The organism is Bacillus sp. FSL L8-0199, assembly GCF_038005705.1.
GTDB classification, from domain to species: domain Bacteria; phylum Bacillota; class Bacilli; order Bacillales; family Bacillaceae_G; genus Bacillus_A; species Bacillus_A cereus.
The window spans coordinates 103,915-117,234 of record NZ_JBBOTS010000004.1; the positions used below are offsets into that span (position 1 = coordinate 103,915).

Consider the following 13,320-nt stretch of genomic DNA (forward strand, 5'->3'; position numbering starts at 1 on the left):
TAGGGTACTATCATTCTTCCAGAAAAACGGATTTTTTTATGCATTCATTTTTGAATATTTATGAGTTTTGCAACACCTTCGATATAAGTAACGACGAACAGTTAGAAGAAAATGAACTATTAACATTTTGTGATTTACTTGCTGATCCAGGTCGTGCCAGTTTAAAAATCCTTCATCAAGAAATACAAAAATTATTGACCATTCGCTATCTTCAAATACCATTAGATTTATTTCAACATATACCTTCCAAACTATTAAAAAAATATCGATTGAGGGCTGCGACAGAAACATGAACTGATTTACGTGCCCATCCTGAATCAATTCGGTACACCCTGTTATCTATATTATTTTGGTGCCGACAATTAGAAGTGACAGACCATTTAGCTGATTTACTTATCGATATTACTCATAAAATCGGTAAAAGGGCTACTAAACAAACAGATAAAGAAATTATTGAAGAAATGAAAAAAGTCCAAGGCAAGAATAAATATGTTATTAATCTATTAGAAGCTACGATTGATCATCCCGACGGGATTATTAGCGAAATTTTATATTCTGTAGCGGATACTCAAACTCTTCAAGATATTTTACAAGAACTGAAACGGAATAAACGTTTATTCAGGGAGAAAGTTTATATAAAAATGCACGCATCATATGAAAATAATTACCATTATGCAATTCCTCAGTTATTAGACATTCTTGAATTGCGATCTAATAACCAAATGCATCAACCGGTTATTCACGCTATTCAAGTAACACGAGAATATGCCAATAGTGGCCAAAGATATTTTGCTTCGAAAGATGATGTTCCAATCGATGGTGTAATGCAACCAAAATGGAAGGATACGATTATTCAAACAGATACCAATGGAACTCGACGGGTGAATCGAATTAATTATGAAATCGCTGTCTTACAATCTTTAAGAGGTAAACTCCGTTGTAAAGAAATTTGGATTCAGGGAGCAAATAGATATCGTAATCCAGAAGAAGACTTACCTCAGGATTTTGATGATTATAAAGAAGAACATTTTCAAGCACTAAAATTGCCCCTTGATGTAGAACCATCTATTTGAGAACTAATTGAACAGATGAAGAAAAAGCTTTCTCTTCTAGATGAGGAATTGTTGTCTAAAAATAATCAAAAAGTAAGTATACTCTCCAAAAATAATGGATGGATTCGTCTTTCTCCATTAGAAAAACAGGATGAGCCTATTCATTTAGCTAAAATAAAAAACGAAATCAGAAACAAATGGCCAAATACAAACTTACTAGATGTATTAATTGTACTTTAGATTTGAAAAAGTACAAAATTGATGGGAGGATTTCATATTGGATCATTCTTTGACAAGATACGTGATACGTTCTAAAGAAGATGGAAAATCAGAAGAAGAAATACTTAAGAGTATGTATAAGTGGGGAACACAAGCTGATATACCTAAAGCAGTGAATATAAGCACTAGAAGAGTGAAATACTTGTCTAATAAATATGGATTAACGAAGAACGAAAGCTACAAAAGTACCAAAATTTGTCCGGTATGTGGATTGGAAACACATATAACCTGGTTAGATGTGTTTTGGGTAAACGGAAAATTGAAAAATAAACATGTTTGCTATAGTTGTGAACGTGAATATCATCGCACTCGATACATACATAGGGTGATTACGGAAAAATGGGAACAAGAGCAAATCAAGAAATAAATTTTCATACTTAAATACAAACTGGAAGTTTTAGAAAGCTTGTTAAAGTAATTTCATATGGGCGTACCCCCACATGCCCATCAACTTAAGGCTTTTTACTACCCCCAAGTACAAAAAAACGTTATTCTTTCTTACATAATATAAATGAGAAAGGGTGACGTTTTTTTATGAATCTCTCGATTCAAGAGGAGTTACAACCATTTGCGGAAGAATTACAGCGCTATATCACACCTGAATTTTTGGAAGAACTAGCAAGAGAGATAAAGTTTGTAAAGAGAAAACGCAAATTTTCGGGATCAGATTTAGCTACCATTTGTATTTGGATTAGTCAAAGGGTGGCCAGTGATCCTTTAGTACGATTATGTAGTAGACTTCACGCAATTACAGGTACTGTACTTAGCCCGGAGGGCTTAAATAAACGATTTAATGAAAAATCGGTGTTATTTTTAAAACATATCTTTTCTTTGTTGTTACAACAAAAAATCTGTGAACAAACTCACATTTCTAGCCAACTTTTTGCGCATTTTAAACGTATTCGCATCATGGATGCCACTATGTTTCAAGTACCCCATACTTTGGAACATATATATCCTGGTTCAGGTGGCTGTGCGCAAACAGCTGGGATCAAAATTCAATTAGAATATGATTTGCATAGTGGACAATTTCTTAATTTTCAAGTGGGGCCGGGGAAAAATAATGATAAAACATTCGGAACAGAATGTTTAGATACGTTACGGCCAGGCGATTTATGTATTCGTGATTTAGGATATTTTTCATTAGAGGATTTAGATCAAATGGATCAACGGGGTACGTATTATATTTCGCGGTTAAAGTTAAATACAAACGTATATGTAAAAAATCCAGATCCGGAATATTTTAAAAATGGTTCCATTAAAAAACAATCAGAATACATACAAATCAATGTCATACAGATTTTGAATCAACTCCAACCAGGGGAAACGATAGAATATCAGCAAGCTTATATTGGAGATAAACAGCAGTTATTTTCACGTCTCGTTTTTCATCGTTTAACAGCGGCACAATTACAAAAACGCCTAGAGAAAATTGCAGAAAAAGAAAAGTCAAAACACAGAACCTATTCAGAGAAAAGTAAATTAGTAGCGGGATTAAATGTATATGTGACAAATGCACCTTGGGAGTGGGTTCCGATGGAACAAGTACATGAATTGTATACATTACGCTGGCAGATAGAAATTGTTTTTAAAACGTGGAAATCATTATTTGATATAGATCATTGTCGCACTGTCAAACAAGAAAGAATAGAGTGCCATTTATACGGAAAACTGATCGCTATTTTGTTATGTTCTTCTACCATGTTTAAAATGCGTCAACTTTTATTACAGAAGAAGCAAAAAGAATTAAGTGAATATAAAGCAATTGGAATGATTCAAGACCATCTATTTCTCCTCTATCAATCCATACAAAACACCCAAGAGATAACAAAGCTTCTAACCCGCCTGTTCCACCTTCTACAACAAAACGGACGGAAATCTCATCGATATGAGAAGAAAACGATCTTTGATATCATAGGTGTTATCTATGAGTATAGTGGATGCGGCAAGCAAAAGAAAGCTGCATAAGAAAAAATGAAACCCGTTAGGGTTTATTTTGCGTGCTTATTTTTAATAAATCCCCCCATCTGGGGAGAATTTAGTTCAAATGAACAAAATTTTGTTTTGTATCCATCCTTAAGTTGATGGGCATGGCGTACCCCCAACATTTTAACGAAAATATACGCTAAGCAAAAAATATATGGTGCAATATATTTGAAAATTATTAAAATAGCATAATGTAATCATTGACATCTACTACATAATTGTAGTAGATTTAAGTTACTACATGAGTGTAGTAAGATTTATTGTGGACGCACAATGGAATTTAATTGATTATGCGCATTTTCTCCATTTTTCAAGGGTCAAAATTCATTTTAATATAATTATACTAAAAATTAATTAGTGTAGAATTACATTTAATATTCAGAAAATAATACGATTGTTTTAAATTTTAATGAAAAGGGAGAGGTTTTTAATGTTTAAAAAAGGTTTAGTTACAGTAATTGGGGCAGCTAGTATTTTAGGTATTGGTGCTAGTGGGGTTAGTGCTGATACAATTCAAACGCCTTCACAACCAGTTATCCAGGCACAGGAATTAGTAGCACTTCCTACTTCTTCAGAATTCAATAAAGTAGAAGCACCGAATGGATCAGACTTACCTTCAACAAGAGCAACTTTCAATATCTCAACTAGTCTAGGTATCAATACTTATGCAAAATCTAGTGCTACATATTATATGAATAGAGGCGAGACTGTTACTGTAAACAGTTGTACATGGAGTCCGTCTGGACAGAACGTTCAAATTGGTTTCATCAACGCTAAAACTGGCACTCAATATTGGACAAAAAATTACTCTGGTGGAAGCATTTCTTCAGGTACTAAAGTTTCAATAGATGGTCCTGCTGGTGAGTACTATGTAGCTGTCGGAACACCTTCTACTAACAATGCTCGAATAACTGTAAATAGTCAATTTAAGTTTTAATAAGGGTATCATTACATCACTATTAAACTAACTAATTAAACAAATAACCATCATTTTGAACGTAACTGTCAATTTTATAAATTAATCATTATTGAAAAACACTACTTTTTGGAGAAGTAGTGTTTTTCAATAATGATTAATTTATTCATCTTCCCAGGTAATTTCCCCGCTATCAATTTTGCTAAGGATATCTTTCCATACCTCTGGTCTAAATCTATTTTCATCAGATTTTTTTACTGAAATTAGTTCATATGAAGAATTTGATTCAAGATTTTTAGGATTATCAAGTTCAATTTTAGCTTCTTTCACCTCAAGAGCGCTTACAATCGGTATGTTTTTTGATGCTAAAGATGATGTTGTAATCCCGACGTATCCAATTGCAATGATACCTATGGTTGTAATAACCACAATAGATGTTTTCACCTTTTTTGCATTTAGTAACATAGTTAATCTCCTCTCTAGATTCTTACGGGTTCCAGATAACGAAACACTAAAGTTTGAGCGGATTACAGGGGTATTCTCTAGCATATTTAAAATAGTTTCACCATAACGTTTTCGCTCAGCACGAGTCATTTTTACTACAACCTTTTCATCACAAGAAAACTCGCTCCATGTATGGATATGCTTACGCAGAACATAAACTAAAGGATTGAACCAATGGAGAGAAATTACTACTAAAGTAAACATTTTGATCCATAAATCTTTACTCTTAAAGTGTATCAACTCATGACGTATAACCATACTTAACTCAACGTTATCCCCTTGTTCAATTGGAAGAAGTAAAGTTGGCTTCCATAGTCCAACTAGGGCTGGGGTTGAAATTTTATAGTTATACGCAAGCTGTACTTGCTTTTTTATCCCCAATTCTTGTTTACAGGAACAAAATAACTTATACACCTCATGACTTTCAGGTACAGGTAAACTGCTTTTTTTAATTTCTTTAACAAATTTTTTATAGCAACAAATGTACCAAATTATAGAAAGTAAGCTGCCAATAGTCAAAATCGTAAAAATCAACACTGTCATTTCCATTGATATATTTTGTTCTGAAAGTATTTTATTTAAGTCTTTGGACTCTATTGGATTATAGGCTGCAATCATAGTAGGTGATAAAGAAGGGAAAATGTGAATTATACAAACAAAAGGTAAAGTATAGAATAATAAGGCTAACTTCCCAATTAGATATTGCCAATTTGCAGAGAGAAATTTTAGGGAAATTGGTTTTATAAGTAGCATACAAATAACTACGGTACTTCCAGCGACTGTTAGTGTTGTAAGTAGTTTTAACCATTCATTCATGTTATTTCACCTACTTTTTCGAGAACCATTGTTTCAGCTCTTTAATTTCTTCATTTGACATTTTCTCATTTTCATAAAGCGCTGATAAGAAATTCTTTATGGATCCTTGATACATAGTGTTGAGTACACCACGTGCCTCTAACCGTTTGTATTCTTTAGGAGAGAGTCGAGGTATATAAGTATTTGATCTCCCCTCTTTATGAACATATAAAAATCCTTTATCCGCCAATCTTGCCAAAAAGGTTGCAATCGTTTGACCTTTCCATTCTTTCCCTTTATCTTCGGCAAAAATTTTTAATAATTCGCTGGATTTGACGGGACCATTACATTTCCAGATTGCTTGCATTACTTCCAGCTCTGTTTCTGATAGTTTATAAGATTTTTTCACGGTGTACACCCCTTCAAATATCATTGTGCGTCCACACTGACATCCACTACAACGTTATAGTGGTTTAAACGTACTACAACGTTGTAGTGGATGTCAATGATTACTTTATAATTGAGGAAAAGAGTCAGTTTCACTTTTATAATAGGGGATAGATCACAAATTTCAGCATGAAATGATATGGATTTTGCCCTACAAAAAACATTACGATGCAACACAATTTTAATTATCGTTAAAATGAACTGAAAATTCTTAGCGTGATTATTTTCCAAAATGCTGACGGTGTCCCTGGCAGAAAATGAAAATAGAACTATTGCTGCCTCTCTTCATATGTTGAAGTCTAGATTTCCTATCTTTTTTAATGTATTTTACCACAAAAGTTAAGGCCCATCTAAAAGAAATTGGATGTTAGAAAAAATTTGAATTACGTTTCTTTCAAATAGCTATGTTTTTGAGATTATTCATAGCTCTTAGAGTAGTAAAATCAACGTTTTTTCATGTCGAAATTTGCTTAGCGTATGTTTTTGTTAAAATGTTGGCGGTACGCCATATGGAACTCAATAAACGAATAGTTATATAGGTCAAAATAATGCGAATAAAGAAGTGTACGGCCACTTTTTGATATAGCACGTGAAATGGAGAAAATGATAGTATCACGAATTTTTGCAGAGTGTTCAATTGCTGTTTCAGAACATGCTTCTATTGTATTCCCATATTTCAATAAAAAACCAGCATCTGTTTTATCGTCTTTACTATGTGGTATGAACTCCCAATCTCCAAAAAAGTAAAATTTATCGCAGTACAAAAGATATTCTTTCCATTTCTTATCATTTTGAAAGTCATTATTAGGTGCTTTTACTTCAACAAATATAATTTCTCTATTTTCATTAAAACCAGCTACATCAACACGTCTCCCATTAGGTAGGGTCACTTCAAATCCAACTACATATCCTTTTGAGTACAACCATTTCCTAGCCTTATATTGTAATTCACCATGTTTTTGAATTTCCTTAGTAAATAACATATTAGATGCAAGAACGGCTTCGGAAAATGATTTAACATTAATTTTTCTTATATCTTGAATTTCTTTTTCAGTTTCTTTTATTTGTTCTTCAGTCTTTTTTTAATCTTCTTTTGTTTGTTCTATTTTTTGTAAAAGGCTTTCGCCAATTAACTGAACGCTTTTTTATAGTACGGTGAAGAAGGCGCAAAATAAGTCTTATTTTCAGCTCTTCTATCTTCTTTCTCGAAATCCCAAATGATACATCCCCGCTTATTTTTCCGTTCTAGATAAGCCCTTACAAATTTGTCTAAATCATTGATTTCACGAGTATATTTCAAGTCATTATATGCGATGATACCCATATTTCTCAGCTTTTTTTGAAACAAAGAATCAAGGCGTTTTATGAGAATTAGAGTATTTGTTGCTTCATTTTTCACTTGTGATGTTCGTTGATAAATTCCAACATGTTCTAATAAGAATTCTCTTGTTATTTCATCATATTTTTGAAAATCATTCGTTAAGACTTTAATTTCAATTTAAATAGATTTTAGTTGTTCTATTTTTTTTTAGCATCTTTTCTACTTTCTTCTAAATATTTGATTTTAAATTTTGTTTCTTCTAGGAATGCCTGTATTCGTTCACGTTTTTCTTCTAAAGATAATACCATTTGTTTAAGCTGGTCTCTTGTAATATTTTCATTTACAGAAGATAAAATTTCTTCAAGTCCTTCCCAGTCTTCATTCTTAAACAAATCTGCGAGCGCTAGTACTTTTAATCCCATCAAATGAACTTTTCGATTTACTGATTCACTTAAATGTTTATTCGCAGCTATTGTGATTTTTAAATAACGTGACAAACGTTTGGCTTGATCTAATGAGACATCGTATCGTTTTGGAACATCCTTAACTTTTATGGTTTTATCGTTTTCCGACAGAAGACTCCTTCCTCAAAAATGTGAAGGTGTGAAATACCAATTTTAGGTAGGAGATGAATGTCGGTTGGCATAAGCCAACATATTTGCTATCATTTACTTGTACAGATTGCTCTTCGAAAACTGAAGATATGAGGTTGGTTGCAGAAAAACTTTGCAATCGTAAAATCTTCAACGTTCTATCGCCCCACGCTTCTCAAAATTGCGAAAACCAAGCTAAAGTAGGTAGTGTGGTGAGTTAACGTACAAGACATTTTAGTTCTCACCGTAGGGACTATGGGTAGAGCCTGCTAAGATAACCGGTGGATACATCCGTGTTCGCAGGAATCTCCCACTTCAAACAGTCCTTTAGGACGTTAAGTGGTGAGTAGTTCAATCAACGTTTACATGATAGTCAATCTTTTCTTGTTCCTCAGATGTGATTGTTGATGAACGTTTATAGCTTCCAAGTGTAATAAGTAATACTGCTATAACCAATATTGGCACCAACCATTTTATTGTATTTTTCACCATCAAACTGCACTCTCCCTCTTATTAGTTAGATTTCCAAGATCCGTTCAGCCTTCCATCCCCAGCACCATTCATTTTTTCATCTCTAACTAAAGCTTGTACTCCGCCATAAAATACTGGGGAATCCTTATAAATAACGTTATAACCGTCTTCTTTTAAATCTTGATATACAATATTTTTAGCGTCTGTTAAATTTTTCCCGGCTCCTATGTAATCTAAGTTTTCTTCCTTAAAAACTTGTAAGGTATCCCTTAATCCTTTTTCACCATAATCCATCATATGGTTATTTGCTAAATTTAAAATTGTAAAACCAGCTTCTTTAGTAGTTACAACTGCTTGCCTTTGTGTTTCTAGGTGAATATATTTCTCTGCTTTTTCATATTGATCCTTCGTTTTTAGTAAAACAGGATTTTCAAAGTTACCACTAACGTAATCTGAATTCTCAAAGTATGGTAAAGTGTATCTGAAAACATAAGTAGGACCATAACGTTCGGAGATTTCTTTTATATTCCGTCCCATCATTACATCACCAACCATCGTCATCGTAAATATTACTTCTTTATTGGCAGCTATCGATTCCGTTGCTTTAGTACGCTCAAAAAATGAAAAACAGATTAACGCTATTAAAATACCTAGTAATGTAGTTAATGTATATAGAGTGTTTTTTTCTTAGTCTTTTTACTAAAAGCTAAGAGCTTTTCTTGAAATGTTAAATTTTTCTTCATTTTTCTCTCCTTAAAATAGATAATAAACGTTTAAAATTCCGAAGGTAAGACCACTTAATAAAAGTGTGCTACCAATAGTTAATGGCAAACCTTGTTTTTGGATTGTATTAGCAATTAATCCTGGGACAATGACACCAATACCTCGAAACTCATAAACTTCAAACGGCATTACAGGATACAAATAATCAAATATAAGTTTTAAGCAAATTCCAGTAATAAGCATTGCTGCAAATTTTCGACGGCCATATGAAATTGTAAAACGTGCTATACCATGTGTTACGATTAAGTACGTTAAAATACTGATAAGAAATACTAGTAACCATAAATACAGGCTGATTAAAAATGAGGGATAAACAACCAGCTACAATTAATCCTGAAGGTAATATTCCCGTTTTTTCTGTATATATGAGGCTTAAGGTTACACCTAATACTAATGCGATATATAAATCTGATCCAAACATTACTTCCCCTCCATAAATTATTATGTTTTTAGCTAACTTGGCTTAATAGCTCTTCTTCTTTGATTGCATCAATTTATGGTGTAGCTGCTCCATGAATATTTCCTATACCATATACAATACGACCTCTTATATACGGGCGCATAGCGTTCATAATTTCCTCTGTTGACCAACCTTCTAAAACAACAAATAAATTTGCTGGTATTACGCCTTTCTCATGAAAATCCTTAATAGGAGCGGTTGTCTCTCCTTTGGCTAATAATATTTCTGCCTCAATATACGGTAATACATCCCTCGCAAACTGTTCAGTTCTATCTACACGATCCGCTCTACAATTCATAATAATAATGGGCGCTTTATCGCTATATTTAAAAGAACTTACTCTTTCCCAAATACGTAAGGTTGATGATGCATCATTTGCTGCAAATCCATTTACAAAAAATGATGGTTCTATTTTTTCTCCAAATCGTGTAATTCGCATTGCTCCAGGATCTGGTTGAGCATTTAACATACCACGAAATGCTGTTTCTTCATCAATTCCCATTGCTTCGGAAACGGCTACGGCAATCGATGCATTATCAGGGAATACCATATAATCAAATTTTCGTAAAAATTCATCTGAAATTTTTGAATTTTCTGCTGTTATTACCTTTGTATTTCTTTGTTTAGCTTTTTTTTTTGAAATGTTCCAAAAAATCACTTTCGATTGTTACTAAATAACCATTGTATGGAATGGTTGCCGTAAATGCAACTGCTACCTCATTAAGCGTAGGTCCCATAACATCCATGTGGTCTTCTAAAACATTGACGATGACATCTATATTCGAATTAATCATTATATTCTGAAAAGTTATTTGGTAATCTGGCTGAACAGCCATACATTCACATACAAGAGCATCTGCTTTTAAATCTGCTACTTCTTTTATTACTCTTCGCTGTTCACCAATATTAGGTCCTTCTCTTCGGCGTTTTATTGGTGATTCATCTTTGGTAAACCAATAAATCATTCGTGCGGATGTTCCAGTCGTTTTTCCCACAACCTTATGATAATGCATTAATGGAATCCTTTTACAAGACTATAAAAAGAGAGCTTATTCAAGGTGCTAAATTTAAAACACCTGAACAAGCTCGTAAAGAAATATTTAAATATATAGAGTTGTATTACAATATAAAAAGAATGCATTCTTCTTTAGATTATCTTTCTCCTATTGAATTTGAGAAAGCCTATTCATAATATTCACCTAACTTAGCGTCCGGAAAATATTGGCAAGTACAATGATTTGGGGTTTTTGTGTATTTTTATCAAAAAACCTCGTTATAATGGAACCAACGATATAAATTAGGTACGGAGAATGAGTAAAATTATTTTTAACGAGATTCAAATGAAACAGCTAAAAAAATAAAAATGGATTAAAAACTTAGGAACCTTCGATTAGCTATTTTCCAAATTTCAAAATAAGAGCGGTAAAAGAAAACAACAGGGAAAAGGTTCTTCAGGAACTAAATTTAGATCTGATTCCTTGTGTATTAATCGATAGTACTGCTTTACGGAGTAGTTTATATGATTCACAAGCAAAATGGAGAAAATCGACCCGTTATGGTTGGTATAAAGGATATAAGGCTCATGTTTGTTCAACACCAGAAGGTGTTGTGTTGTCTTACGCGTTTACAACAGTAAACGTCCATGATAGCAAAATGGCACCTGTATTGCTTCAGGATATACAAAATCAACATGTGTTATTTTCCGTTGCAGATGCTGCTTATGATAGTCAACGTATTTATGAAATTGCGCGAACATGTAACATCTTTGCCATGAATCCAATCAATCCGATAAATGGTGAACAAAATAAGAGTACACATCGCCGTATATTATCTCATTTTATACTAATCATCCTTGGCAAATAATTGATGAAAGAACGTGGGAAAATTGAACAACAGTTTAGTAAACTTAAAGATAAAGGGCTGGAACAGCCACGTTGGTATGGTCAAAATCGCTATCTATTACATGTTCAGCTAGTTTTTCTGATTCATAACATTACATATTTATTTTAGTTTTGCAACACCCTCATTTATATATATTTTATCCAGTTTCTAAGATACTTTTATTCTTTTATTTTTCTTTCCAAATTTGATGGCTAAGGCTTCCGTATTCATGAACCTAGCGCATAATAGCTATTGGGTGAACTAAGGTTCCACGTTCTTTTAAAATTTCAGATACATCACGATAACTTAAAGAAAAATGAAAGTAGTAACCGCCGAAAATTAAAATAATATCTTTCTTGAACTATTGTCTCTTTAGAGTATCTCATTTGTGTTTCTCCTTACGATTTTTCTAGCGTTTAGCCTTATTTAGAAAACTTTGCAACAAAATCCTATACTATTCGAGTTTTCATGTTTAATAATACTAAGATTTATTTATATATCCTCTGAATGAACTTTTTAAATATTTATTTGGATATAAATCATTAATCATTGCGTATGGACTTCCATTCCAGTATCTTACTACTGGTGTCCATAGTCTATGCCTTTTTAGCCACTTCATTGTATATTGCTGAAATAATTGATTATCTGTCAGCTTTTCTTTTTCTTCAATTGTCCACTGTAATGCATTTAGCGCTTTCTCTCTCGTCCAAAAGCCACTAGGTGTCACCTTAAATTCCCATTCTTTAAATTGATTCGGATATAAATCATTAATCATTGCATATGGACTATCATTCCAATATAATTGACAGGCTCCTCTCAATCCAAATTGAGTTAACCATTTATTTTCGTATATATTCTTCAACTGATCCGGATTTAATTTTTCTTTTTCTTCAATTGTCCATTTCAGTGCTTGTAACGCTTTTTCTTTCGTCCAAAATTTATTAGGAGCCTTAGTAAATTCCCATTCTTTAAATCGATTTGGATATAAATCATTAATCATCGCATACGGGCTTCCATCCCAGAGCACCCTTAAAGGTGCACTTAGTCGCTGTTCATTTAACCATTTTTGCCCATAAATTTGCAAGAGTTTGTTAGATGATAATTTCTCCTCTTCTTCAATTGTCCATTTTAATAATTGTAAGGCCTTTTCTTTCGTCCAAAAATTTAACGGCGTCATTCTAAATTCCCATTCTTTAAATTGATTCGGATATAGATCATTAATCATCGCATATGGACTATTTTCATATTTATGCTTCAATAGGCCACGTAATCGATACTTCGCAATTAATGAGTTATTCCAATTCTGTTTTATCTCTTCTTCGTTCCAATTCAAAATATTTGTTACTAAATACCTTGTTACTCTCTTAGCCATTTCATTATTTTCATCTAAATTCCAAGTATTTCGTGGGAATCTATTTCTTTTTCCATCTAATATCTCCTGATAGATGTCCTCTATAGTAATTGTGACCATCTGTATCTCCTAACCTTTCTCTAGTAATATATTTATATGGAGTTAACAATATATTTAAACGATTTCTTATAACAATAATGTAATATTTAAAGTAGATTTATACCTGTGTATATCAAACAAACATGCATATAATTTTGTATACTGATACGTTAACCGCTTTTATAATGCGTTTAAAGGTTTCTATATGGAAATGTATTCTTCTGTTCATTTTCTTTGGTTAAAAAGAATATGGTCGATTTTTTTTCGAACTTGTCGTAAAAAATCATTATTGTATCTATTTTAAGAAAATAATGAAAACGTTGGGGATTTTCTGAATTTAAGGTGATTCTTCCAAATGAGAAATAATCACTTATTATAATCC

11 protein-coding genes and 6 pseudogenes are annotated in these 13,320 nt (G+C 32.7%); 6 read left to right on the forward strand and 11 right to left on the reverse strand.

The annotated features are described in order from the left end of the window. Nucleotides 1-80 precede the first annotated feature (80 nt). The 4 genes and pseudogenes from NST86_RS35020 to NST86_RS32275 all read left to right on the forward strand — a co-directional run. Nucleotides 81-1,280 (forward strand): annotated as a pseudogene (locus NST86_RS35020) (Tn3 family transposase); the annotation flags it as partial. Between the two features lie 49 nt (nt 1,281-1,329). Further along, nucleotides 1,330-1,698: a hypothetical protein gene (locus tag NST86_RS32265; protein WP_327952502.1), complete on the forward strand. Its 369-nt coding sequence runs from the start codon at nt 1,330-1,332 to the stop codon at nt 1,696-1,698. Nucleotides 1,699-1,865: 167 nt separating this feature from the next. Further along, on the forward strand, nt 1,866-3,299 hold the full coding sequence (locus NST86_RS32270; protein WP_340935327.1) for an IS4 family transposase: 1,434 nt from the start codon (nt 1,866-1,868) through the stop codon (nt 3,297-3,299). 448 nt (nt 3,300-3,747) lie between these two features. Continuing rightward, a complete protein-coding gene (locus tag NST86_RS32275; protein ID WP_327952503.1) occupies nt 3,748-4,254 on the forward strand; it encodes a hypothetical protein in 507 nt (168 codons plus the stop codon). 141 nt (nt 4,255-4,395) lie between these two features. Here the strand turns inward: NST86_RS32275 and NST86_RS32280 are convergent, their stop codons facing one another. The 9 genes and pseudogenes from NST86_RS32280 to pgsB all read right to left on the reverse strand — a co-directional run. Then, nucleotides 4,396-5,553, reverse strand: a complete 1,158-nt coding sequence (locus NST86_RS32280; RefSeq protein WP_327952504.1) for a M56 family metallopeptidase — start codon at nt 5,551-5,553, stop codon at nt 4,396-4,398. Nucleotides 5,554-5,563: 10 nt separating this feature from the next. Then, a complete protein-coding gene (locus tag NST86_RS32285; protein WP_327952505.1) occupies nt 5,564-5,941 on the reverse strand; it encodes a BlaI/MecI/CopY family transcriptional regulator in 378 nt (125 codons plus the stop codon). Between the two features lie 508 nt (nt 5,942-6,449). After that, on the reverse strand, nt 6,450-6,962 hold the full coding sequence (locus NST86_RS32290; protein ID WP_327952506.1) for an MmcB family DNA repair protein: 513 nt from the start codon (nt 6,960-6,962) through the stop codon (nt 6,450-6,452). A 146-nt stretch (nt 6,963-7,108) separates the two neighbouring features. Further along, nucleotides 7,109-7,378 (reverse strand): hypothetical protein, encoded by a 270-nt coding sequence (locus tag NST86_RS32295; RefSeq protein WP_327952507.1) that lies wholly within the window; start codon nt 7,376-7,378, stop codon nt 7,109-7,111. Nucleotides 7,379-7,497: 119 nt separating this feature from the next. Continuing rightward, nucleotides 7,498-7,797 (reverse strand): hypothetical protein, encoded by a 300-nt coding sequence (locus NST86_RS32300; RefSeq protein WP_327952508.1) that lies wholly within the window; start codon nt 7,795-7,797, stop codon nt 7,498-7,500. Nucleotides 7,798-8,244: 447 nt separating this feature from the next. Further along, entirely contained in the window at nt 8,245-8,385 is a 141-nt protein-coding gene (locus NST86_RS32305) for a CapE family protein (protein WP_327952509.1), read from the reverse strand. 21 nt (nt 8,386-8,406) lie between these two features. Then, the gene (locus tag NST86_RS32310; RefSeq protein ID WP_327952510.1) at nt 8,407-8,925 is read right to left on the reverse strand and encodes a CapA family protein; all 519 of its coding nucleotides are present in this window, start codon (nt 8,923-8,925) and stop codon (nt 8,407-8,409) included. A gap of 192 nt (nt 8,926-9,117) precedes the next feature. After that, nucleotides 9,118-9,568: pseudogene (pgsC, locus tag NST86_RS32315) on the reverse strand (poly-gamma-glutamate biosynthesis protein PgsC). A 73-nt stretch (nt 9,569-9,641) separates the two neighbouring features. Then, a pseudogene (gene pgsB, locus NST86_RS32320) lies at nt 9,642-10,611 on the reverse strand (poly-gamma-glutamate synthase PgsB); the annotation flags it as partial. Between pgsB and NST86_RS32325 the strand changes: the two are divergent. Together NST86_RS32325 and NST86_RS32330 are read left to right on the forward strand one after the other, a co-directional pair. Further along, nucleotides 10,608-10,799 (forward strand): annotated as a pseudogene (locus NST86_RS32325) (IS3 family transposase); the annotation flags it as partial. The pseudogenes pgsB and NST86_RS32325 overlap by 4 nt on opposite strands. 248 nt (nt 10,800-11,047) lie before the next feature. Then, nucleotides 11,048-11,617, forward strand: a pseudogene (locus NST86_RS32330) (transposase); the annotation flags it as partial. 109 nt (nt 11,618-11,726) lie between these two features. Here NST86_RS32330 and NST86_RS32335 read toward each other — a convergent pair. Further along, nucleotides 11,727-11,837: pseudogene (locus NST86_RS32335) on the reverse strand (IS6 family transposase); the annotation flags it as partial. A gap of 132 nt (nt 11,838-11,969) precedes the next feature. Next, nucleotides 11,970-12,965, reverse strand: coding sequence for a DUF4046 domain-containing protein (locus NST86_RS32340; RefSeq protein WP_327952515.1), 996 nt, complete (start codon nt 12,963-12,965; stop codon nt 11,970-11,972). Between the last annotated feature and the right edge of the window lie 355 nt (nt 12,966-13,320).

Coding starts and splice junctions, on each gene's coding strand:
- NST86_RS32270 (WP_340935327.1), top strand. CDS start 1,866: ATGAATCTCTCGATTCAAGAGGAGTTACAACCATTTGCGGAAGAATTA.
- NST86_RS32275 (WP_327952503.1), top strand. CDS start 3,748: ATGTTTAAAAAAGGTTTAGTTACAGTAATTGGGGCAGCTAGTATTTTA.
- NST86_RS32280 (WP_327952504.1), bottom strand. CDS start 5,553: ATGAATGAATGGTTAAAACTACTTACAACACTAACAGTCGCTGGAAGT.
- NST86_RS32290 (WP_327952506.1), bottom strand. CDS start 6,962: ATGTTATTTACTAAGGAAATTCAAAAACATGGTGAATTACAATATAAG.
- NST86_RS32305 (WP_327952509.1), bottom strand. CDS start 8,385: ATGGTGAAAAATACAATAAAATGGTTGGTGCCAATATTGGTTATAGCA.
- NST86_RS32310 (WP_327952510.1), bottom strand. CDS start 8,925: ATGACGATGGTTGGTGATGTAATGATGGGACGGAATATAAAAGAAATC.